At 67.9% G+C, this 19,620-nt stretch carries 19 protein-coding genes; 9 read left to right on the top strand and 10 right to left on the bottom strand.

The window, feature by feature from the left end:
* Nucleotides 1-33 precede the first annotated feature (33 nt).
* The gene (locus I0D00_RS04330; RefSeq protein ID WP_213638513.1) at nucleotides 34-1,839 is read right to left on the bottom strand and encodes an acyclic terpene utilization AtuA family protein; all 1,806 of its coding nucleotides are present in this window, start codon (nucleotides 1,837-1,839) and stop codon (nucleotides 34-36) included.
* A gap of 238 nt (nucleotides 1,840-2,077) precedes the next feature.
* Here I0D00_RS04330 and I0D00_RS04325 point away from each other — a divergent pair, with 238 nt between their 5' ends.
* From I0D00_RS04325 to I0D00_RS04315, 3 genes are all read left to right on the top strand, one after another.
* Complete coding sequence (locus I0D00_RS04325) at nucleotides 2,078-2,701, top strand: TetR/AcrR family transcriptional regulator (RefSeq protein WP_213638512.1); 624 nt, start codon at nucleotides 2,078-2,080, stop codon at nucleotides 2,699-2,701.
* A gap of 100 nt (nucleotides 2,702-2,801) precedes the next feature.
* Nucleotides 2,802-3,599 (top strand): substrate-binding periplasmic protein, encoded by a 798-nt coding sequence (locus I0D00_RS04320; RefSeq protein ID WP_213638511.1) that lies wholly within the window; start codon nucleotides 2,802-2,804, stop codon nucleotides 3,597-3,599.
* A 72-nt stretch (nucleotides 3,600-3,671) separates the two neighbouring features.
* Nucleotides 3,672-4,484, top strand: a complete 813-nt coding sequence (locus I0D00_RS04315; RefSeq protein WP_213638510.1) for a type 2 periplasmic-binding domain-containing protein — start codon at nucleotides 3,672-3,674, stop codon at nucleotides 4,482-4,484.
* Between the two features lie 18 nt (nucleotides 4,485-4,502).
* Here I0D00_RS04315 and I0D00_RS04310 read toward each other — a convergent pair whose 3' ends face one another.
* The 3 genes from I0D00_RS04310 to I0D00_RS04300 all read right to left on the bottom strand — a co-directional run bounded on the left by I0D00_RS04310 (nucleotide 4,503) and on the right by I0D00_RS04300 (nucleotide 7,516).
* Nucleotides 4,503-5,930: a hypothetical protein gene (locus I0D00_RS04310; protein WP_213638509.1), complete on the bottom strand. Its 1,428-nt coding sequence runs from the start codon at nucleotides 5,928-5,930 to the stop codon at nucleotides 4,503-4,505.
* A complete protein-coding gene (locus I0D00_RS04305; RefSeq protein ID WP_213638508.1) occupies nucleotides 5,875-6,051 on the bottom strand; it encodes a DUF2897 family protein in 177 nt (58 codons plus the stop codon). The genes I0D00_RS04310 and I0D00_RS04305 overlap by 56 nt, the downstream gene beginning before the upstream one ends.
* 118 nt (nucleotides 6,052-6,169) lie before the next feature.
* Nucleotides 6,170-7,516, bottom strand: coding sequence for a class II 3-deoxy-7-phosphoheptulonate synthase (locus I0D00_RS04300; RefSeq protein WP_213638507.1), 1,347 nt, complete (start codon nucleotides 7,514-7,516; stop codon nucleotides 6,170-6,172).
* A gap of 223 nt (nucleotides 7,517-7,739) precedes the next feature.
* Here I0D00_RS04300 and I0D00_RS04295 point away from each other — a divergent pair, with 223 nt between their 5' ends.
* Complete coding sequence (locus I0D00_RS04295) at nucleotides 7,740-8,513, top strand: spermidine synthase (RefSeq protein WP_213638506.1); 774 nt, start codon at nucleotides 7,740-7,742, stop codon at nucleotides 8,511-8,513.
* Between the two features lie 3 nt (nucleotides 8,514-8,516).
* Here the strand turns inward: I0D00_RS04295 and I0D00_RS04290 are convergent, their stop codons facing one another.
* The gene (locus I0D00_RS04290; protein ID WP_213638505.1) at nucleotides 8,517-9,308 is read right to left on the bottom strand and encodes a crotonase/enoyl-CoA hydratase family protein; all 792 of its coding nucleotides are present in this window, start codon (nucleotides 9,306-9,308) and stop codon (nucleotides 8,517-8,519) included.
* A 384-nt stretch (nucleotides 9,309-9,692) separates the two neighbouring features.
* On the opposite strand from I0D00_RS04290, the gene I0D00_RS04285 reads away from it, so the two are divergent.
* Nucleotides 9,693-11,354, top strand: coding sequence for a DEAD/DEAH box helicase (locus tag I0D00_RS04285; RefSeq protein ID WP_213638504.1), 1,662 nt, complete (start codon nucleotides 9,693-9,695; stop codon nucleotides 11,352-11,354).
* A 56-nt stretch (nucleotides 11,355-11,410) separates the two neighbouring features.
* On the opposite strand, the gene I0D00_RS04280 is transcribed toward I0D00_RS04285, so the two are convergent.
* Complete coding sequence (locus I0D00_RS04280; RefSeq protein WP_213638503.1) at nucleotides 11,411-12,178, bottom strand: DODA-type extradiol aromatic ring-opening family dioxygenase; 768 nt, start codon at nucleotides 12,176-12,178, stop codon at nucleotides 11,411-11,413.
* 103 nt (nucleotides 12,179-12,281) lie between these two features.
* On the opposite strand from I0D00_RS04280, the gene I0D00_RS04275 reads away from it, so the two are divergent.
* Complete coding sequence (locus tag I0D00_RS04275; RefSeq protein WP_213638502.1) at nucleotides 12,282-12,938, top strand: thiopurine S-methyltransferase; 657 nt, start codon at nucleotides 12,282-12,284, stop codon at nucleotides 12,936-12,938.
* A gap of 55 nt (nucleotides 12,939-12,993) precedes the next feature.
* Here I0D00_RS04275 and htpX read toward each other — a convergent pair whose 3' ends face one another.
* From htpX to I0D00_RS04260, 3 genes are all read right to left on the bottom strand, one after another.
* Nucleotides 12,994-13,866 carry a protease HtpX gene (gene htpX, locus I0D00_RS04270; RefSeq protein ID WP_213638501.1) on the bottom strand — a complete coding sequence of 291 codons (873 nt, stop codon included), beginning with the start codon at nucleotides 13,864-13,866 and terminating at the stop codon, nucleotides 12,994-12,996.
* 90 nt (nucleotides 13,867-13,956) lie between these two features.
* Nucleotides 13,957-14,409 (bottom strand): hypothetical protein, encoded by a 453-nt coding sequence (locus I0D00_RS04265; protein ID WP_213638500.1) that lies wholly within the window; start codon nucleotides 14,407-14,409, stop codon nucleotides 13,957-13,959.
* 4 nt (nucleotides 14,410-14,413) lie between these two features.
* The gene (locus I0D00_RS04260) at nucleotides 14,414-15,625 is read right to left on the bottom strand and encodes a pyridoxal phosphate-dependent aminotransferase (protein ID WP_213638499.1); all 1,212 of its coding nucleotides are present in this window, start codon (nucleotides 15,623-15,625) and stop codon (nucleotides 14,414-14,416) included.
* Between the two features lie 169 nt (nucleotides 15,626-15,794).
* On the opposite strand from I0D00_RS04260, the gene msrB reads away from it, so the two are divergent.
* From msrB to I0D00_RS04245, 3 genes are all read left to right on the top strand, one after another.
* Nucleotides 15,795-16,190: a peptide-methionine (R)-S-oxide reductase MsrB gene (gene msrB, locus I0D00_RS04255; protein WP_213638498.1), complete on the top strand. Its 396-nt coding sequence runs from the start codon at nucleotides 15,795-15,797 to the stop codon at nucleotides 16,188-16,190.
* Nucleotides 16,191-16,320: 130 nt separating this feature from the next.
* Entirely contained in the window at nucleotides 16,321-16,806 is a 486-nt protein-coding gene (locus tag I0D00_RS04250; RefSeq protein WP_213638497.1) for a glutathione peroxidase, read from the top strand.
* Nucleotides 16,803-17,273, top strand: a complete 471-nt coding sequence (locus I0D00_RS04245) for a MarR family winged helix-turn-helix transcriptional regulator (RefSeq protein WP_213638496.1) — start codon at nucleotides 16,803-16,805, stop codon at nucleotides 17,271-17,273. Before I0D00_RS04250 ends, I0D00_RS04245 begins: the two co-directional genes overlap by 4 nt.
* On the opposite strand, the gene I0D00_RS04240 is transcribed toward I0D00_RS04245, so the two are convergent.
* Nucleotides 17,257-19,578, bottom strand: a complete 2,322-nt coding sequence (locus I0D00_RS04240) for a hybrid sensor histidine kinase/response regulator (RefSeq protein WP_274611214.1) — start codon at nucleotides 19,576-19,578, stop codon at nucleotides 17,257-17,259. The two genes, I0D00_RS04245 and I0D00_RS04240, sit on opposite strands and share 17 nt — an antisense overlap.
* Nucleotides 19,579-19,620: the final 42 nt, after the last annotated feature.

The following is a 19,620-nucleotide window of genomic DNA, read 5'->3' as shown; positions in this document are numbered from 1 at the left end:
CGGCCTTTCCCGCCGTGAATCATGGGCAAATCGCTATGCGGGTTCTCCACCTGACAACTGCTCGGCCAGCGCCCTGGGCACCGGCACCGGGAATTCCAGCAGCTGCTGGGCCAGGGCCTTGCCCTGGGGGTCGATGCGCAGGCTGGCCACGCCGCCGCCGCCCAGGGCGTTCTCCAGCAGGAAGTTCAGGCTGTGGCTGCCCGGCAGGTACCAGCGCTGGATGCGGCCGTGCTGCGGGTCGAGCACATGGCCCATCCAGTCCACCACCGCGGCGCTGCCCAGGGCCTCGGCGATCCACGGCAGGTACTCGGGACGGCGCGCCATGACGCCGATGTTGCTGTGGTTGCCCTTGTCGCCGGAGCGCGCCACGGCCAGCTTGACCAGGGGCACGCTGGCATCGGCCAGGCCCTCGGGGCGGGGCGGCTCGAGGGCCGCGGCCAGCGCCTCGGGGGCGAAGCTTTTCGATGTGGGCAGGCTGACCGGACGACGCCGGCCGTCAAGCTCGACCTCCAGATGGCAGCTGGCCTTGTCGATCAGGAAGGAGAACAGGCGGATCACCGGGTAGACCGTCGGCCGGCCGCCGACTATGCCGGTCAGGCCCGGCGCCATGCCGGTGGCCGCCGGGGCGATCTCGCGGGCGAACAGCAGCAGGGCCTCCCTCTTCGGGTGGCGTACGCCCAGCTTGATCACCACCTCGCGGCTGTCCCGGCGGCGGCCGTGGGGGCCGTAGGTGGCCTCGCTGCCGAGCAGTTCGATATTCACCTCGCTGTAGGGTTCCCAGCCGCGCTCGGCGAACATCTCCTGGGTCCTGGCGATGATCGCCTGGCTGACCCGTTCGGCCTTGGCCACCGCGTCGATGCCGGCGATCAGGCAGCTGGCGGTGCAGCGGAAACCGTCCGGGTAGGTGGCGCTGACCTTGTACTGCGCGGTGGGCGGCAGGCCTCTGGCGCCTTGCAATTCGACACGATTCCGGCCGACCTGGCTGAGCTCGACCCGGGTGAAGTCGCAGACTACGTCCGGCAGCAGGTAGGCGCGTGGGTCGCCGATCTCGTAGAGCAACTGCTCACCGACGCTCAGGGGGCTGATCAGGCCGCCGGTGCCTTGCGGCTTGGTCACCACGAAGTGGCCATCCGCCTGCACCTCGACGATGGGAAAACCTAGGTGTTCGTAGTCCGCCACGTCCTGCCAATCGGTGAAGTTGCCGCCGCTGCACTGCGCGCCGCACTCGATGATATGGCCGGCCAGCGCGGCCTGGGCCAGCCTGTCGTAGTCGTCCCAGGCCCAGCCGAATTCGTGCACCAGGGCGGCGCTGACCACCGCGCTGTCGACCACCCGGCCGGTGATGACGATGTCCGCACCCTGCGCCAGCGCGGCGACTATCCCCGGGGCGCCCAGGTAGGCGTTGACCGACAGGCACTGCGGCGGCAGCGGTGCGTCGCCGAACATCTCGCGGATGCCGCCCCCGGCCAGTTCGGTACACCTGGGCTGCAGGTCGTCGCCGTGCAGCACGGCGATCTTCAGCTCGATCCCGGCCCGTTCGCAGGCCGTGGCGAGGGCGGCGGCGCAGGCGCCGGGGTTGACCCCGCCGGCATTGCTGATCACCCGGATGCCCTTGGCGGCGATTTCGCCGAGCAACGGCTGCAGCACCTCGACGAAGTCGCCGGCATAGCCTTGCCCCGGGTCTTTCAGTCGAGCGCCGGCCATGATCGACATGGTGATCTCGGCCAGGTAGTCGAACACCAGATAGTCCAGCTCGGCGCCGCGCACCAACTGGGCGGCGGCGGTGGCGGTGTCGCCCCAGAAGGCGGCGGCGCAGCCGATGCGTACGGTCTTGCTCATGGCGGGCTTCCGTTGCGCGGGAGAAGAGATTGCAGCGTACCAAGCAAGCGCTTGGTTTAAAAGCTGAAGGGCAGGGCGATCCGGCCAAAAAAGCGCCCAAGCGCTTGCTTGGGTGGCCTGCCCGGCATAAATTTCAGCAATAACGACAAGCACTTGGCGAATTGTGCCGAGGCCGCTGGGGTTTGCCGGAGCTGGTGCGGCTGGCCGCAGCCGAGACGAAGTATGGGGAGTGACCTGCGTGGACGATCAACAAGCTCAGGCGGTGATGCGGCAACTGGTGGCCCAGGGCCTGGTCACCGATCCGGACAGCGCCCGTGGCAAGCTGCTGCAAACGGCGGCCCACCTGTTCCGCAGCAAAGGCTACGAGCGCACCACGGTGCGCGATCTGGCCAGTGCGGTGGGCATCCAGTCGGGCAGCATCTTTCACCACTTCAAGAGCAAGGATGAAATCCTCCGCTCGGTGATGGAGGAAACCATCCGCTACAACACCGCCCTGATGCAGGCCGAGCTGGCGGAGGCGCACAGCCTGCGCGAGCGGGTGCTGGCGCTGATCCGCTGCGAACTGCAATCGATCATGGGCGGCACCGGCGAGGCCATGGCGGTGCTGGTCTACGAGTGGCGCTCGCTCTCGGAGCCCAGCCAGCGCTTCATCCTCGAGTTGCGCGACAGCTATGAGCGGATCTGGCTGGATGTGCTGGGCGAGGCCCGGGAGCAGGGCTATGTCCAGGGTGACCCCTTCATCCTGCGGCGCTTCCTCACCGGCGCGTTGAGCTGGACCACCACCTGGTTCCACCCCGAGGGCCCCATGACCCTGGAGCAGCTGGCCGAAGAGGCCTTGTCGCTGGTGCTCAAGGAAGTTTGAGCGGGATCGACTAGGCTTAGCCTGATATCGACTGCATCGCTGCGACCGAGGGAATGGTCGTGTGACACGGACAGGGAACGGATCAGGTCATGTGTGCACTATGGAGTGTTCCTTGCGCGCGGTGTTCAGAGTTCTGCTGGTCGCACTGAGCCTGCTGGTCGTCCTGCCGCTGGCGGCCGAGCAGCGGGTCGCCGTCGGCGCCTATCATTTTCCGCCCTACGTGATCAAACCCGAGAGCGCGAGCCCCGGCGGGCTGCTGCCGGAGTTGCTGGCGGCCCTGAACCAGCTGCAGGACCAATACCGCTTCGAGCTGGTGGCCACCTCGGTGACCCGCCGCTACCGCGACCTCGAGGGCGGGCGCTTCGACCTGATCCTGTTCGAGTCGCCGAACTGGGGTTGGCAGGACACCGAGCACGAGGCCCTGGACCTGCAGGTCGAGGATGCCGAAGTCTATGTCGCCCGCGCCGAACCCGGGCGCGACCAGAGCTATTTCGACCGACTCAAGGGCAAGCGCCTGGCCCTGTACAGCGGCTATCACTACGGCTTCGCCGACTTCAACGCCGACCAGCAGTTTCTCGCCGAGGAGTTCGGCGCGGTCCTCACCTATTCCCACGACAGTAATCTGATCATGTTATTACGGGGGCGTGCGGACATCGCGGTGATTACCCGCTCCTACCTGCAGCTGTACCAGGAACGCCATCCCGAGCGGCGTTCGGCGCTGCTGGTGTCGCAGAGGGTCGATCAGGTCTATCAGCATCACGCCCTGTTCCGTCGCCAAGCGCCTCTGGGGCCCGATGCCTTTGCGGTCTTGTTGCGGCGTTTGCAGGAGCAGGGGCAGCTAAGCTCCTTGCTGGGGCGTTACTACCTGGTGGTTTCCCCGGCGCAAGCACCGGACTGACGACGGAATGGCCGCATAGACCGGCCATGATCAAGCGGATGCCTATCCGCGCATAGGGATATTGGGGGAAACATGCTGCTATCGAGACGCAGGGTGCTGCATGTATGGGCATGGTTCGTCGCTTTGCTGGCGAGCGGGCCGCTGGCGGCCGCCCAGGAGGTGAATGTCGCCGGCGTGCATTTTCCGCCCTACGTGATCAAGCCCGAGCAGCCGAGTGCCTCGGGGCTGTTGCTGGAGCTGCTGGCGGCGCTGAACGCTGCGCAGGACGACTACCGCTTCGTCATGGTCCCGTCCTCGCTGCCGCGACGCTTCCGCGACTTCCAGCAGGGGCGGATCGACCTGGCGATCTTCGAGAATCCGGCGTGGGGCTGGCAGCGCATCCCCCACGAGGCCGTCGACATGGGCCTGGAGGATGCAGAGGTGTTCGTCGCGCGGCTCGAGGCCGGCCGCGACCAGAGCTACTTCGACGCCCTGGAGGGCAAGCGCCTGGCGCTCTATAACGGCTATCACTATGCCTTCGCCGACTTCAACTCGGATCCCGAGTTCCTGCAGACCCGGTTCAACGCCACCCTGACCTATTCCCACGACAGCAACCTGCTGATGGTCCTGCGTCGCCGGGCCGATATCGCCCTGGTGACGCGTTCCTATATCGGCGATTTCCTCGAGCGCAACCGCGGTTATGCCGGGCGCTTGCTGGTCTCCGACCGGATCGACCAGCGTTACAAGCACTATGTCCTGGTCCGCCCCCAGGCGCCCATCAGCGCCGAGCGATTCGCGGGCCTGCTCGAGCAGCTGCGCCACGTCGGCCAGTTGGCCGAGATCTTCGGGCCCAGCCGGGTCGCGGTGAGGCTCAGCGAGGCGGGAACTGCCGCGGTGGCCGACTGAGCGTTGCCCGTGGGCCGCTCAGTGGAAGTAGCGTTGCAGCAGGTGCGGATCGTCGAAGTGGGCGCGGCCGATAAAGGCCGTGGCGTGGCGCCCCCATTGGCGCATGGCGCCCGGCGAGGGAACGCCGGAGGGCCACAGCAGCCAACGTTCGAGGCGCTGGCTGCCGGGCACCATGCCGTCGCTGGCATAGAGGCTGCGCCGGCCGCCGGGGTGGGGCAGCCGGCGCAACTGATCGAGAGCGTCCTGCCGGTAGTGCAGTGCCGGGTAGGGTGAGCGGCGCTCATCGACCCAGACCAGATGGTGGGTGCCGGCGCTCAGCCAGAGTGTCGGCGCCTGGGTGCCATCCAGGCCCAGCCGGCGCGCCAGGCGGGACTCTTCGTTCGGCGGCTGGCGGAAGCGCAGGGGCGAGTGCCGGGGCAGATAGAAGCCGTGCCAGCAGCCGCAGGGGTGGATGCTGTCGTACAGCAGCGCGTTGCCACGGGCGTCGAGGGTGACGCGCCAGAGCAGGCCGTCCAGCTCGCCGCCGTACAGGTCCAGGGCATGGGGCTTGGGCCGCCGGTCGAACCAGAGCTGATAGACCAGTTGCAGGTGCCAGCGGCCGTTGATCCGGCTCCAGCCGCTATGCCGGTAGAGGCGCGGTTGCTGGGCGTTGAAGCGGCGTGCGCCGTCGACGGCGAAGTAGGGGCTGCCGATGCGGTCGCTGCGGCTGGCTTGCTCGATGCGCAGCCGCGGCGCGTGGCGGGCGAACAGGGCGTCGAGCCCGGCGCCATCGGCCTGGGGCAGGCCCAGGGCGTCGGGTTGCAACCGCACCGGTTGCGTCGGCGAGGCTTGCCGGAGCGGGGCATAGCTCAGCCATTGTGGCCCGTCCTCGGGCATCCGGGCACGGGCCGCGGCCCGCTGCCAGGCGGCGACGCCCCAGCCGAAGACCGGCTTGAACAGCGGGTTGAGGCCGAGCATGCGCGCCCAGTCATGGTAATCGTCGGGCACTCGGGCGGCTGCGGCGGCGTCGCTGAAGGCGTGGGGATCCTCGCTCAGGCGGCGCACCTGGGCGCTACGGCAGCTGTCCAGTGCCTGCTGGCGCTCGTCGCTGCGCCAGATATGCCGCTGCGCCGGCGCCAACTGGGCGATCTCCACCTGGCTCGCTTCTGCGTCGTGGGTGGCCAGGCGCTGCGCCCACAGGCGCCGCTGCTCGGCGGTGCGCGCATCGGCGCCGAGGCTGGCCCGGAGGCGGTCGCTGCGCAGGCCGGGCCAGTCGGCCAGGCGTTGGTACTGGGCGTCGCGGTGTTCCCGGGTGGCCTGCTGCAGTTGGGCGAACAGGGCGCTGCAGCCCGCCGCTCCGCCGCCGGGCGGCGCGAGGCCGGCGCAGCCGGCGAGCAGCGTGGCCAGCAGGCTAGCGCCGGCCAGCGTCCTTGGCGTCCCGGGCTTCCATCTCGATCTGGCGTTCACGGATCTTTCGCAGCTGTTCTTCGTTGAGCGGCAAGGGCTTGGCGGTGCGCAGGAGCACCAGCAGGCCGCCGACGATGGACCCCAGGATCAGGGTCATCAGCAGCCAGGCATACCAGGGCATGGTCGACTCCTCGACGGGTGGGCTTGAGCTCTCACCATATCGCGGGCCGAGCGGCTTGTCAGGTGGGCCGAGCCGGCGGATAGGCGCTGTCGGCCATCCGCCGCGGCGGCCCTGGCAGCTAGCGGCGCACCTGCTTGAGCGTCTCGGCGATCAGGAAGGCCAGCTCCAGCGACTGGTCGGCGTTCATCCGCGGGTCGCAGTGGGTGTGGTAGCGGTCCGACAGGCCGTCCTCGGTGATGGGCCGGGCGCCGCCGATGCATTCGGTGACGTTCTGTCCGGTCATCTCGATGTGGATGCCGCCGGCATAGCTGCCCTCGGCCTGGTGCACGGCGAAGAACTGCTTCACCTCGGCGAGGATCTGCGCGAAGTCGCGGGTCTTGTAGCCGCTGCTGGCCTTGATGGTGTTGCCGTGCATCGGGTCGGAGCTCCACAGCACCTGGCGCCCCTCGCGCTGCACGGTCTGGATCAGGCGCGGCAGGCCGGCCTCGACCTTGTCCGCGCCCATGCGCACGATCAGGTTGAGGCGGCCGGGGTCGTTGTCCGGGTTGAGGGTGTCGATCAGGCGGATCAGCTCCTCGCTGTTCATGCTCGGGCCGACCTTGACCCCGATCGGGTTGCCGACGCCGCGCAGGAACTCGACGTGGGCGCCGTCCAGCTGGCGGGTGCGATCGCCGATCCACAGCATGTGCGCCGAGCAGTCGTACCAGCCCCCGGTGAGGCTGTCCTTGCGCACGAAGGCTTCCTCGTAGTTGAGCAGCAGCGCCTCGTGGGCGGTGAAGAAACTGGTCTCGCGCACCTGGGCCGAGCTGTCCATGCCGCAGGCACGCATGAACGCCAGGGTCTCGTCGATGCGGTCGGCCAGGTGGCTGTATTTCTCCGCCAGCGCCGAGTTGGCGATGAAGTCGAGGTTCCACTGGTGCACCTGGTGCAGGTCGGCGAAGCCGCCCTGGGCGAAGGCGCGCAGCAGGTTCAGCGTCGCCGTGGCCTGGTGGTAGGCCTGCAGCAGGCGCTCCGGGTCGGGCTCGCGGCTCTGTGCATCGAAGCCGATGCCGTTGACGATGTCGCCGCGGTAGGCCGGCAGGGTGGTGTCGCCGATGGTTTCGTCATTGGCCGAGCGCGGCTTGGCGAACTGACCGGCCATGCGCCCGACCTTGACCACCGGGCAGCCGGCGGCGAAGGTCATGACGATGGCCATCTGCAGCAGTACCTTGAAGGTGTCACGGATCTTCGCCGCGCTGAACTCGGCGAAGCTCTCGGCGCAGTCGCCGCCCTGCAACAGGAAGGCGCGGCCCTGGGTCACCTCGGCGAACTGCCGGCGCAGCTCGCGGGCTTCGCCGGCGAACACCAGCGGCGGGTAGCCGGCCAGGGTCTGCTCGACTTTCGCCAGATGGGCGGCGTCGGGGTAGGTCGGCTGCTGCTGGATCGGCTTGCTTCTCCAGCTATCGGGGCTCCAGGGTTGCGACATCAGGCTTCTCGGTTCAGGCAATTGAGATGAACTGGCATGGTAACCGATCGGCCGACTGCTTCAAGCCGATCGCCGTGATAGAGCCGCTGCATGCAGCGCGCGCTGCGGCGAGCGCGGGAGGGCCAGGCGGTAATTAGTGCGTGACCCGAGCACGGCGCTTCCTCGACAATTCAGGCCTTGCCCCGGCGGTCACGAGTCCGGGAGTCATGCTGGAGAACGCTGGATGCCAGGTTTACCCCCGGTGGATGAAATGCAGGATGAGGTGCTGCTGGCCGAGGTGCAGGATGCCTACGGCCTGATTCGCGTGGTGGAGATCGGCGCCTACCGCTTCCTCGAGTTCGGCGAGGCGATCGAGCAGAGCTGCGTGTTCACCGCCGACCCCAGCTGGCTGGAGTACGACTACACCCGCGCCATGCTGCTCGGCGCGCTGTGCCATGCGGCGCCGGAGAGCGCGCTGTTTCTCGGCCTGGGGGCCGGCAACCTGACCCAGGCCTGCCTCAGGTTCCTGCCGCTGGACGATGTGGAGACCATCGAGCTGCGTCCCGATGTGCCGCGCCTGGCCATGGAATTCCTCGGCCTGGACGACGATCCGCGCCTGACCATCCGTATCGGCGACGCCCTCGAACTGTTGCCCAGCGCCGAGTCCGCCGACCTGCTCTTCGTCGACCTCTATACCGACCATGGTCCCGGTGTCGGCCACCTGGCCTGGCGCTTCCTCGAGGACTGCCAGAAGCGCCTCAACCCCGATGGCTGGCTGATCATCAACCAGTGGGCCGGCGACGACGGCAAGCCGCTGGGCGCCGCCCTGCTGCGCGGCCTGTTCCACCGCCACTACTGGGAGTGCCCGGTGAAGGAGGGCAACGTGATCCTGCTGGTGCCGGCCGACCTGGAGCAGCACCTCGACCTGGAGGGGCTGCGCGCGCGGGCCGAGGCCCTGGCGCCGCGCCTGGGCTACTCCCTGCAGCCCTTGATCGAGGTGTTGCGCCCGGCCAGCTGAGGCTCAGCGTCCCTTGAAGTCGCCGGGCCGGCGTTCGCGCATGGCGCGCAGGCCTTCGGCGGCGTCCTCGCTGGCCATCAGGCGGGTGACGGTCGGGTGCAGGCTGGCGGCCGCCGCGGTCTCGCCGTCGCGCAGGGCCTGGCGGGCCGAGGCCAGGGTGGCGCGGACGCCGAGCGGAGCCTGGGCGGCGATCCGTTCGGCCAGCCGCAGGGCCCGTGGCAGCAGGTCCTCGCTGGCCACCACCTCCTGCACCAGGCCCAGGCGATAGGCTTCATGGGCGTCGAACTCGTCGCCGGTCAGCAGCCAGCGCATGGCATTGCCCCAGCCGGCGCGCTGATGCAGGCGCAGGGTGGCGCCGCCGAACGGCAGGATGCCGCGCTGCACCTCCATCTGGGCGAAACGGGTATTGCTGGCGCAGAGGTTGATGTCCGCGGCCAGCATCAGCTCGATGCCGATGGTGTAGCAGTAGCCCTTGGCGGCGACTATCACCGGCTTGCCGACCCGCGGGCCGCCGAACACGCCCCAAGGGTCGCAGCCGCCCTCGGGGACCTGCCAGCCGGCGGCGAACCGGGCGGCGACATTGGCCAGGTCCAGGCCGGCGGTGAAGTGCTCGCCCTGGGCGTGCACCAGCGCCACCCGCGCCTCGTCGTCGCGCTCGAACTCGCCATAGGCCAGGCACAGGTCGTCGAGCATGGCCAGGTCGAAGGCGTTGCGTTTGGCCGCGCGGTCCAGGCCGAGCAGCAGGATGGGACCGCGCTTCTCGCGGCGGATGCGGCCGCCGGTGTGGTGGGTCATGGCAGAGATTCTCCCGTGGGTGCGGCTGTCAGGGGTATAGACCCGCCGCAGGGGCTTGTCCAAGCCCTCGAGAATGATCGCACCAGGCTACCGGCGCATGACCGCCGAGCGGTGGCCGGGCTTTATTCGGGAAAAACCAGCACATCCGTCAGGATTTCCGGTATAGTGCGCGCCGGTCAATTTTTGGCCACGTTCAGGTAGTGCAACTCGCCCGAAGGCTATCTTCGGCAGCCTGTCCGCCAACGCGGGCAATCCTTGACGATTCATTCATCACGACGTTTTCGCAAATCCCCGCCGACAGGGCTGCCAGGGTGACTTTCGGGTCTTACACGGCATGCGCAGCTTTGGAACATGGGTCTTTGCGGATGCACTTGAGGCAGACCCATGACCCAGGAAATCGGCGGCTTCGCCGCGCTCGGACTTCATCCCAATATTCTCTCCGCGCTGACCGCTGTCGGCTACGAAGAGCCGTCGCCCATCCAGGCCCAGGCCATTCCGGTGATCCTCGGCGGCCACGACATGATCGGCCAGGCCCAGACCGGCACCGGCAAGACCGCGGCCTTCGCCCTGCCGCTGCTGTCGAAGATCGACCCGAGCAAGCGTGAGCCCCAGGCGCTGATCCTGGCGCCGACCCGCGAGCTGGCCCTGCAGGTGGCCACCGCCTTCGAAACCTATTCCAAGCAGATGCCCGGCCTCAACGTGGTCGCGGTCTACGGCGGCGCCCCCATGGGCCCGCAGCTCAAGGCCATCCGCCAGGGCGCCCAGGTCATAGTCGCGACCCCGGGCCGTCTGGTCGACCACCTGCGCCGCGACGAGAAGGTGCTGTCGACCATCCAGTACCTGGTCCTCGACGAAGCCGACGAAATGCTCAAGCTGGGCTTCATGGACGATCTGGAAGTGATCTTCCAGGCCATGCCGGAAAGCCGCCAGAGCGTGCTGTTCTCCGCGACCCTGCCGCATTCGATCCGCGCCATCGCCGAGAAGCACCTGCGCAACCCGCAGCACGTCAAGATCGCCGCCAAGACCCAGACCGTGACCGCCATCGAGCAGGCCCACCTGATGGTGCATGCCGACCAGAAGCACGCCGCGGTCTTGCGTCTGCTGGAAGTCGAGGAATTCGACGCGCTGATCGGCTTCGTCCGCACCAAGCAGGCGACCCTGGACCTGGCCGCCGCCCTGGAAGCCAAGGGCTACAAGGCCGCCGCCTTGAACGGCGACATCGCCCAGAACCAGCGCGAGCGGGTGATCGACTCCCTGAAGGACGGCCGTCTGGACATTGTGATCGCCACCGACGTCGCCGCCCGCGGCCTCGACGTGCCGCGTATCACCCACGTGATGAACGTGGACATGCCCTACGATCCGGAGTCCTACGTGCACCGCATCGGCCGTACCGGCCGTGCCGGCCGCACCGGTCGCGCCCTGCTGCTGGTCACCCCGCGCGAGCGGCGCATGCTGCAGGTGATCGAACGCGTCACCGGGCAGAAGGTCGGTGAGGTCAAGCTGCCCAACGCCCAGCAGGTGCTGGACGCACGGATCAAGAAACTCACCGCCAGCCTGGCACCGCTGGTCGCCGAGGCCGAAGCCAGTCATGGCGACCTGCTCGACCGCCTGACCGCCGAAATCGACTGCAGCCCGCGCGCCCTGGCCGCGGCGCTGCTGCGCAAGGCCACCAACGGCCAGGCGCTGACCCTGGCCGAAGTCGAGCGCGAGCAGCCGCTGGTGCCGAACAGCGGCCCCCGTGAGCGCAGCGAGCGTTCCGAACGCGGCGAGCCGCGTGAGCGTCGTGCGCCGATGCCGCTGGGCGAGGGCCGTGCCCGCTGCCGCACCGCCCTGGGCGCGCGTGACGGCATCGCGGCGAAGAACCTGCTCGGTGCCATCCTCAACGAGGGCGGCCTGGCCCGCGAAGCCATCGGCCGCATCCAGGTGCGCGAGAGCTTCAGCCTGGTCGAGCTGCCGGAGGAGGGCCTGGAGCGCCTGCTGGGCAAGCTCAAGGACACCCGCGTCGGTGGCAAGCCGCTCAAGCTGCGCCGCTATCGCGAGGATTGATCTTCGTCCGATAAAAAAGCCCCGCACTGCGGGGCTTTTTTATGTCTGCACGGCGCTCAGGCGAAGCTGTAGATATCCATGCCCAGGGCGCCGTGGGTGAAGCCGCTGTGCTCGACGCGAAAGGCGCCGCCGGCGCCGCGGGCGAAGAACAGCGGCAGCAGGTGCTCGTCGGTCGGGTGGTTGCGCACCGCTTGCGGGGCCAAGCGCCGGTAGTCGTGCAGCGCCGCTTCGTCATTATCGGCCAGCCGTGCCACCATCCAGTCGCGGAAGACCTGGGCCCAGGGTTCGATCACCTCGGGGCCGGCCTGCCAGTCCAGTTCGCCCAGGTTGTGGGTGATGCTGCCGGAGCCGATCAGCAACACGTCCTGCTCGCGCAGGTCGGCCAGGGCGCGTCCGACCCGGCTCTGCAGGGCCGGGCCCTGGTGGCTGGGCAGGGACAGTTGCACGACCGGGATATCGGCCGCCGGGTACATCAGTGACAGCGGCACCCAGGCGCCATGGTCCAGCGGCCGCTCGTTGTCGATCTGCGCGGGCAGGCCGGCGGTGGCCAGGAGCTCGAGCACCTGCGCGGCCAGTTGCGGATGGCCGGGGGCCGGGTACTGCACGGCATACAGCGGCGCCGGGAAGCCGCGGAAGTCGTGCCAGGTCTCCGGGTGGGCGGCGCCGGTGACGAGCAGACCCTGGCTTTCCCAGTGGGCGGAGACCACCAGAATCGCGCGGGGCCTGGGCAGTTCGGCGGCCAGGCGGGCCAGGGCCGGGCCGCTGGCGCCGGGCTCCAGCGCCAGCATGGGCGAGCCGTGGGAGATGAATAGACTGGGCAGCATCTGGTGTGACTCCTGCAGTAGGATGTCGCCATGATCGCGGCTGGATATATCGAGTTCCAGTATAAAATTCCGTACTTTCTTATCGAATATTTGGAGGGGAACCGTGGAGGCGGCGTTCTGGCAGGCGCGTTGGGCGCAGGGGCAAATAGGTTTTCATCAGGATGAGGTCAATCCCTACCTGCGCCGCTACTGGCCCGAGCTGGCACTGCGCGGTGCGGGGCGGGTGCTGGTGCCCCTGTGCGGCAAGAGCCTGGATCTGCTGTGGCTGGCGGCGCAGGGGCATCGGGTACTGGGGGTCGAGCTGGCGCAGAAGGCGGTGGAGGACTTCTTCGCCGAGCAGCGGCTGCAGCCGCAGGTCAGCCAGCTGGGGCCGTTCCGGGTCTATGCTGCAGGCGCCGTCGAACTCTGGTGTGGCGATTTCTTCCACCTGCGCGCCGAGCATCTGCTCGAGTGCACGGCGGTCTATGATCGCGCCGCGCTGATCGCCCTGCCGCCGTCGATGCGTCAGCGCTACGCCGCGCACCTGGGTACCATCCTGGCCCCCGGCAGCCGGGGGCTGCTGGTCAGCCTGGACTATGCGCAGGAGCAGATGGACGGGCCGCCCTTCGCCGTGAGTGACGCCGAGGTGCAGGGGCTGTTCGCCGCGGGCTGGCGGCTGGAGCTGCTCGAGGCCGGTGACGTGCTGGCCGAGAACGACAGGTTTCGCCAGCGTGGCCTGCAATGGCTGGACGAGCGGGTCTACCGGCTGGTGCGGCGCTAGTTGCAGGCACAAAAAAGGGCGGCCCTCGGGTCGCCCTTGTTCGTTGGCTGAGGCCTCAGCCGCGTTGGCGCAGGGCCTCGATGCGGTCTTCCAGCGGCGGGTGGCTCATCAGCAGGCCGGCCAGGCCGTGCTTCAGGCCGCCGTTGATGCCGAAGGCGGTCAGGCTGTCGGGCATGTGTACCGGCACCCCCTGCTCGGCGCGCAGGCGCTGCAGGGCGGCGATCATGGCGCCGGTGCCGGCCAGGCGCGCGCCGGCCTCGTCGGCCTTGAACTCGCGTTTGCGCGAGAACCACATGACGATGATGCTGGCGAGGATGCCCAGCACCAGTTCGGCGAAGATGGTCGCCACGAAATAGCCGATGCCATGGCCGTCTTCGTTCTTGAGGATGGCCTTGTCGACGAAGTTGCCGAAGATCCGCGCGAAGAACATCACGAAGGTGTTCACCACGCCCTGGATCAGCGCCAGGGTGACCATGTCGCCGTTGGCCACGTGGCCGATCTCGTGGGCCAGCACGGCACGCACTTCGTCCGGGGAAAAGCGTTCCAGCAGGCCCTGGCTGACGGCGACCAGGGCGTCGTTCTTGTTCCAGCCGGTGGCGAAGGCGTTGGATTCATAGGCGGGGAAGATGCCCACTTCCGGCATCTTGATGCCGGCCTCGCGGGACAGTTCCTCGACGGTCTGCAGCAGCCACTGCTCGTGGCGGGTGCGCGGCTGGCTGATGATCTCGGTGCCGGTGCTCATCTTCGCCATCCACTTGGAGATGAACAGCGAGATCAGCGAGCCGGCGAAACCGAACACCGCGCAGAAGGCCAGCAGGCTGCCGTAGTTCTGGCCGGTGAAGCGGTCGACCCCCAGCAGCTTGAGGGTGATGCTGGCGATGATCAGGACCGCCAGGTTGGTGGCCAGGAACAGCAAGATGCGCATCATGGTGTGAAACTACTCCTCAGGAGAAAAGACGGTCCGGTTATGCCGGCTATATAAGGGTGGGGCCTCGGGCTATTCAACCGGGGGACTATTTCAAACTGTGTCGTTTGCCCCGGCTAGAGCGCCGGCGAAGACCAGGCGGGTGAGCCGGGCGAGGCGTTCACCGTGCTGCTGGGTCAGCGCCTCGCGCAGCTGGTGCGCCAGGCTGGCCTGGACCCGGCGCACGCTTGGCGGCAGGACTTCGCTGCCCGCCAGGGCATGGGGCACGCCGCGGCTCAGGCGCAGGAAGCCCTTCTCGCTGAGCACCGCCTGGTCCAGGGCGTCGTAGGCGATGGTCGATTCGAAGCGCAGGTAGCCTTCCTCGGCCAGCCACAGCAGGGCGCCCAGGCAGCTCTGGTGGCGTTTGCTCGGCAGGCCGAACTCGTCCGGCTCCTCGCGGCCGATCAGGTCCTCGACGTACAGCGCCATCTTGCGCGGGAACACCTGGTAGAGCAGCAGCAGGCCGCCGGCGGCGTCCTTGTAGAAGTCGTCGATCTGCAGGTCCATGGGCTTACTGGCGGTAGTTGCCGAGGAAGTTGCCGATGCGCCCGATGGCCTGTTCCAGGTCGTCGATCCGGGGCAGGGTGACCACGCGGAAGTGATCCGGCCAGGGCCAGTTGAAGGCGGTGCCCTGGACGACCAGCAGCTTCTCGGAGAGCAACAGGTCGAGGACGAACTTCTCGTCGTTGTGGATCGGGCAGACCTTGGGGTCGATCCTGGGGAAGGCGTAGAGCGCGCCCATGGGCTTGACGCAGCTGACCCCGGGGATGTCGTTGAGCAGCTCCCAGGCGCGGTTGCGCTGCTCCAGCAGGCGGCCGTTGGGCAGCACCAGATCGTTGATGCTCTGGTAGCCGCCCAGTGCCGTCTGGATCGCGTGCTGGCTCGGCACGTTGGCGCACAGGCGCATGTTGGCCAGGATGTCCAAGCCTTCGATGTAGCTCTGCGCCCGGTGCTTGGGGCCGGAGATCGCCACCCAGCCGGAGCGGAAGCCGGCCACCCGGTAGGATTTCGACAGGCCGTTGAAGGTCAGGCACAGCACGTCCGGCGCCAGCGAGGCGGTGCTGATGTGCACGGCCTCGTCGTAGAGGATCTTGTCGTAGATCTCGTCGGAGAAGATCACCAGGTTGTGCTGGCGGGCCAACTCGACGATGTCCAGCAGCACCTCGCGCGAGTACACCGCGCCGGTGGGGTTGTTCGGGTTGATCAGCACCAGGGCCTTGGTGTTCGGCGTGATCTTGGCGCGCATGTCGGCCACGTCGGGGAACCAGCCGGCCTGCTCGTCGCACAGGTAGTGCACCGGCTTGCCGCCGGACAGCGCCACCGCGGCGGTCCACAGCGGGTAGTCGGGTGCCGGGATCAGCACCTCGTCACCGTTGTTGAGCAGCGCCTGCATGGCCATGACGATCAGCTCGGAGACGCCGTTGCCCAGGTAGATGTCCTCGATGCCGACGCCTTCGACCTGCTTCTGCTGGTAGTACTGCATCACCGCCTTGCGCGCGCTGAACAGGCCCTTGGAGTCGCTGTAGCCCTGGGCGGTGGGCAGGTTGCGGATGACGTCCTGGAGGATCTCCTCGGGGGCCTCGAAGCCGAAGGGCGCCGGGTTGCCGATGTTCAGCTTGAGGATGCGCTGGCCTTCCTCTTCCAGGCGTTTAGCGTGCTTGAGCACCGGCCCGCGGATGTCGTAGCAGACGTTGGCGAGCTTGTTGGATTTGCTGACCTGCATGGGGTTGATCCTGAGCTGGAGAAGCACCGCGGAAATGCGCCGTAAATGACTCGATCGGACGAACCTTGGCAGCGTGTAACGCGGGTGACAGACTGGGGTCGAATCATACGTGGCAGCCCGATCCTGGCAAAGCGATTGGGCGGGCTTTTTTAAGCGGAGGACAACGGTCGTGGACAAGCTCGAGAAACCCCTGGAAGCCTGGCGCGAGGAACTGTCGCAGGAGCAGTACCATGTCTGTCGCCTGGGCGGCACTGAGCGCGCCTTCACCGGTCAGTACCATGACAGCAAGACGCCGGGCATCTACCACTGCGCCTGTTGCGGCGAGGCGCTGTTCGACTCCGACGCCAAGTACGATTCCGGCAGCGGCTGGCCCAGCTATTTCCAGCCGGTGAGCGCCGCGGCCATCGCCAGCCAGGACGACTTCAGCCATGGCATGCATCGCATCGAGGTCAAATGCGCCCGCTGCGACGCCCATCTGGGGCACGTGTTCCCCGACGGCCCCAAGCCGACCGGCCTGCGCTACTGCATCAACTCGGTGTCGCTCAAGCTGGTGCCGCGCGACTAGGTGGGGCGGGTGCGGCCGCAGTAGCGGCCATGGTGCGGCATCAGCGAGGTTTATTGTCGGAGAATAAATTGTACGCAATTCAATTGCCTGCTATTTGTATCGCCACTTCTCTCAACCAAGGACCGCCAGCATGAGCAACCAACTGTTCGACATCCCCTGCACCACCATCAAGGGCGAGCAGAAGACCCTCGCAGACTTCGGCGGCAAGGCCGTCCTGGTGGTCAACACCGCCAGCAAGTGCGGCTTCACCCCGCAGTATCAGGGGCTGGAGAGCCTGTGGCAGCAGTACAGGGACCGGGGCCTGGTGGTGCTGGGCTTTCCCTGCAACCAGTTCGGCAAGCAGGAGCCGGGCGACGAGGGGGCGATCTCGGAGTTCTGCGAGCTGAATTTCGGCGTGACCTTCCCGTTGTTCAAGAAGGTCGAGGTCAACGGTGCCGATGCCCACCCGCTGTACGTGCAGCTGAAGAAGCGCGCCCCGGGCCTGCTCGGCAGCCAGGGCATCAAGTGGAACTTCACCAAGTTCCTGCTCAGTGGCGACGGCCGGCTGGTCAAGCGCTTCGCCCCGGCCACCAAGCCGGAGGACCTGCGCGCGGAAATCGAAGCGCTGCTGCAATGACCGGGGCGACGTCGGTGGCGGAGGTCTCGCTGCAGCTCGACGATCAGCTGTGTTTCAAGCTGTATGCGGCCTCGCGGGCGGTGATCCGCGCCTACAAGCCGATGCTCGACCAGTTGCAGCTGACCTACCCGCAGTACCTGGCGATGCTGGTGCTGTGGGAGTGGCAGGCGAGCCCCCCGCCGCAGCCCACGGTCAAGGCCATGGGCGAGCGCCTGATGCTCGACTCCGGTACCCTGACGCCGCTGCTCAAGCGCCTCGAGCAGCTGGGCCTGGTGGCGCGGCGGCGTTCGGGCGCGGACGAGCGCGAGGTGCATCTGGTCCTGACCGAGGCGGGCTGCACCCTGCGCACGAAGGTCGTGCCGCTCAAGCAGCGCCTGTTGTGCGAGCGGGGCGTCGATCTGGACGAGCTGGCCGAGTTGCGCGAGCAGGTCGGGCACCTGCTCGATCGCGTCATTGGCTTACGCTGACCGGTAGCCACTGGTCGAGCAGGGCGGCCAGTTCCTCGCGCCGGAACGGCTTGGCCAGGTAGTCGTCCATGCCGGCCGCACGGCAGCGCTCGCGCTCGTCGGGCAGGGCGTTGGCGGTCAGGGCGATGATCGGCAGTGCCGTCGTGCTGCCGCCCTGGCGGATGCGCCGACTGGCCTCGTAGCCATCCATCACCGGCATGTTGCAGTCCATCAGCACCAGGTCGACGGCATGCTGTTGCAGTTGATCGAGGGCCTCTGCGCCGTGATTGGCCAGTATCACCTCGCAGCCGAGCTTGGTCAGCATGCCCTTGGCAACCAGCTGGTTGACCGGATTGTCCTCGACCAGCAGCACCCGGGCCTGGCGCTCGTTGCCCGGCGCGGTCGCAGTGGGGACGGCCTGGCTGCTGGGCGTCTGGCCGAGGCCGTGACTCACGGCCCGGAGCAGCGCCTGGCGCGACAGTGGCCGGGCCAGCTGTTCGATGGGCGCCAGGGCCAGGGCCTGGTCGCCGGGGAGGAAGCTGCCGTAGGCGGTGACCAGCAGGATCGGCGCGGCGCAGGCCGGGCGCCGGCCGAGCAGGCATGCGGGGCAATCGCTGATCAGCAGGTCGGCGGCGATGCCGGCCAGGCCGGCATCGGTATCCAGGCGCCGGTAGTCGAGCCCCCAGCCGGGCAGAAGCTTGCCAAGCTGTTCGCTCAGCCCGGAGTGGCTCGGGGTGAGGGCGATCACCCGTCCGCTCAGCCGCGGCCCGTCGGCCGCGGGGGCATGGCCCGGCAGCGGCAGCCTGGCGTAGAAGCAGCTGCCGAGGCCCTCCTTGGACTCCAGGCGCAGCTGGCCCTGCATGGCTTCGCAGAGGCGGCGGGCCAGGGCCAGGCCGAGCCCGGTGCCGCCGAACTGGCGGGTGATGCCGGCACCGGCCTGGGCGAAGGGCTGGAAGATGCGCGCCTGGGCGTCCTCGGCGATGCCGATGCCGGTGTCACGCACGCTGATCTGCACGCCATCGGCGGTGCTGTCGACGCGCACGTCCACGCGGCCCAGGCGGGTGAACTTCAGCGCGTTGGACAGCAGGTTGCTGACGACCTGGCGCACCCGGGTCGGATCGCCGAGCACCTGGGCCGGCAGCTGCGGGTCGATCAGGCAGGTCAGTTCGACGTTCGGCGCCGCGTTCTGCGACAGCAGGTTGGCGGTGTCTTCGACCAGGGTGCCGAGGTCGAAGGGGATGGCCTCCAGCTCCAGTTGGCCGGCCTCGAACTTCGACAGGTCGAGGATGTCGTTGAGCAACTCCACCAGCACCTTGCCGGAATCGTGGGCGATCGACAGCTGCTGGCGCTGTTCGTTGCTCAGCGGGCCGTCGAGGGACAGGCCGAGCATGCCGAGCAGGCCGTTGAGCGGCGTGCGGATCTCGTGGCTCATGTTGGCCAGGAAGGCCGAGCGGGCCTGGGCCATGTCCACCGCGGTGCGCTGCGCCTGTTCCAGCTCCCGGTTGGATTCGAGCAGCCGGGCGTTGGCGGCCTTGAGCTCCGCGGTGCGGGCCGAGACGATGTTCTCCAGTTCGGCCAGGTACTGGGTCAGGCGGTCTTCCGCCACGCGGCGCTGCTCGATTTCCGAGGCGATGCTGGAAAACTGCTGGTTGGTCACGGCGATCAGCGTGCCGATTTCGTCCTGCTCGTGGCCGGGCGGGCAGGGCAGCTTGTTGCGGTTGGGGGTGTTCGGGTCGCGTTCGCTGAGGGCGCGGATCACCCCCACCAGCGGCTTGGTCAGGGTGAAATAGAACAGCACCAGGAGAATCAGCGAGAGTAGCAGGCTGCGGGCGAAGCCGGTCAGCAGGGTGAGCATGGAGCGGCGCAGGAAGTGGCTGCCGAAGGCGTAGGTGTCGACTTCCAGATGCAGCGTGCCGAGGGCTTCGTCGGGGGCATGGCTGACGAACAGCGGTGTCTCGAACTGCCGCCGGGCGCCGAACAGGGAGTCGCTGAGCACCCGGTAGCGGCTCTTGCTGGCGGGCTGGCTGACGCTGGCCAGGGTCAGGCCGCTGTTGTCGATGATCCTCGCGCCGATCACCGCCGGCGAGCGCAGCAGGCCGAACACCAGCTCCTGGGCCAGTTCGGCGTCGATGTTGTAGGCGATGCGCGCGGCCGGATTGTGGCTGATCTCCATGAGCGCGCGAATCTCGCGGTTGATGGAGGCGTCTTCGCTGGCATAATCGACGCCCACCTGGACCAGGCTGAGGACCGTGCCCAGGATGAACGCCACCAATACGGTCAGGCCGGCCTGTTTGAACGACAGGCGTTGGGTGAGCGGTATGTCCATGGGGCCGGGCAGTCTCGTATCCATTCGCCCGCCAAGCATAGC

The organism is Pseudomonas lalucatii (genome assembly GCF_018398425.1).
Taxonomy (GTDB): Bacteria; Pseudomonadota; Gammaproteobacteria; order Pseudomonadales; family Pseudomonadaceae; genus Aquipseudomonas; species Aquipseudomonas lalucatii.
Note: the sequence above shows the minus strand (reverse complement) of the source record. Positions and strands in the feature narration are given on the sequence as shown.

Bases quoted from the DNA above. Each gene is read 5' to 3' on its own strand.
- I0D00_RS04315 (WP_213638510.1), top strand. From the start codon at position 3,672: ATGCTGCTATCGAGACGCAGGGTGCTGCATGTATGGGCATGGTTCGTC.
- I0D00_RS04330 (WP_213638513.1), bottom strand. From the start codon at position 1,839: ATGAGCAAGACCGTACGCATCGGCTGCGCCGCCGCCTTCTGGGGCGAC.
- I0D00_RS04240 (WP_274611214.1), bottom strand. From the start codon at position 19,578: ATGGACATACCGCTCACCCAACGCCTGTCGTTCAAACAGGCCGGCCTG.
- I0D00_RS04245 (WP_213638496.1), top strand. From the start codon at position 16,803: ATGACCGGGGCGACGTCGGTGGCGGAGGTCTCGCTGCAGCTCGACGAT.
- I0D00_RS04265 (WP_213638500.1), bottom strand. From the start codon at position 14,409: ATGGACCTGCAGATCGACGACTTCTACAAGGACGCCGCCGGCGGCCTG.
- I0D00_RS04300 (WP_213638507.1), bottom strand. From the start codon at position 7,516: ATGTCGCAACCCTGGAGCCCCGATAGCTGGAGAAGCAAGCCGATCCAG.
- I0D00_RS04305 (WP_213638508.1), bottom strand. From the start codon at position 6,051: ATGCCCTGGTATGCCTGGCTGCTGATGACCCTGATCCTGGGGTCCATC.
- I0D00_RS04290 (WP_213638505.1), bottom strand. From the start codon at position 9,308: ATGACCCACCACACCGGCGGCCGCATCCGCCGCGAGAAGCGCGGTCCC.
- htpX (WP_213638501.1), bottom strand. From the start codon at position 13,866: ATGATGCGCATCTTGCTGTTCCTGGCCACCAACCTGGCGGTCCTGATC.
- I0D00_RS04320 (WP_213638511.1), top strand. From the start codon at position 2,802: ATGGAGTGTTCCTTGCGCGCGGTGTTCAGAGTTCTGCTGGTCGCACTG.
- I0D00_RS04280 (WP_213638503.1), bottom strand. From the start codon at position 12,178: ATGCTGCCCAGTCTATTCATCTCCCACGGCTCGCCCATGCTGGCGCTG.
- I0D00_RS04260 (WP_213638499.1), bottom strand. From the start codon at position 15,625: ATGCAGGTCAGCAAATCCAACAAGCTCGCCAACGTCTGCTACGACATC.
- I0D00_RS04250 (WP_213638497.1), top strand. From the start codon at position 16,321: ATGAGCAACCAACTGTTCGACATCCCCTGCACCACCATCAAGGGCGAG.
- I0D00_RS04285 (WP_213638504.1), top strand. From the start codon at position 9,693: ATGACCCAGGAAATCGGCGGCTTCGCCGCGCTCGGACTTCATCCCAAT.
- I0D00_RS04295 (WP_213638506.1), top strand. From the start codon at position 7,740: ATGCCAGGTTTACCCCCGGTGGATGAAATGCAGGATGAGGTGCTGCTG.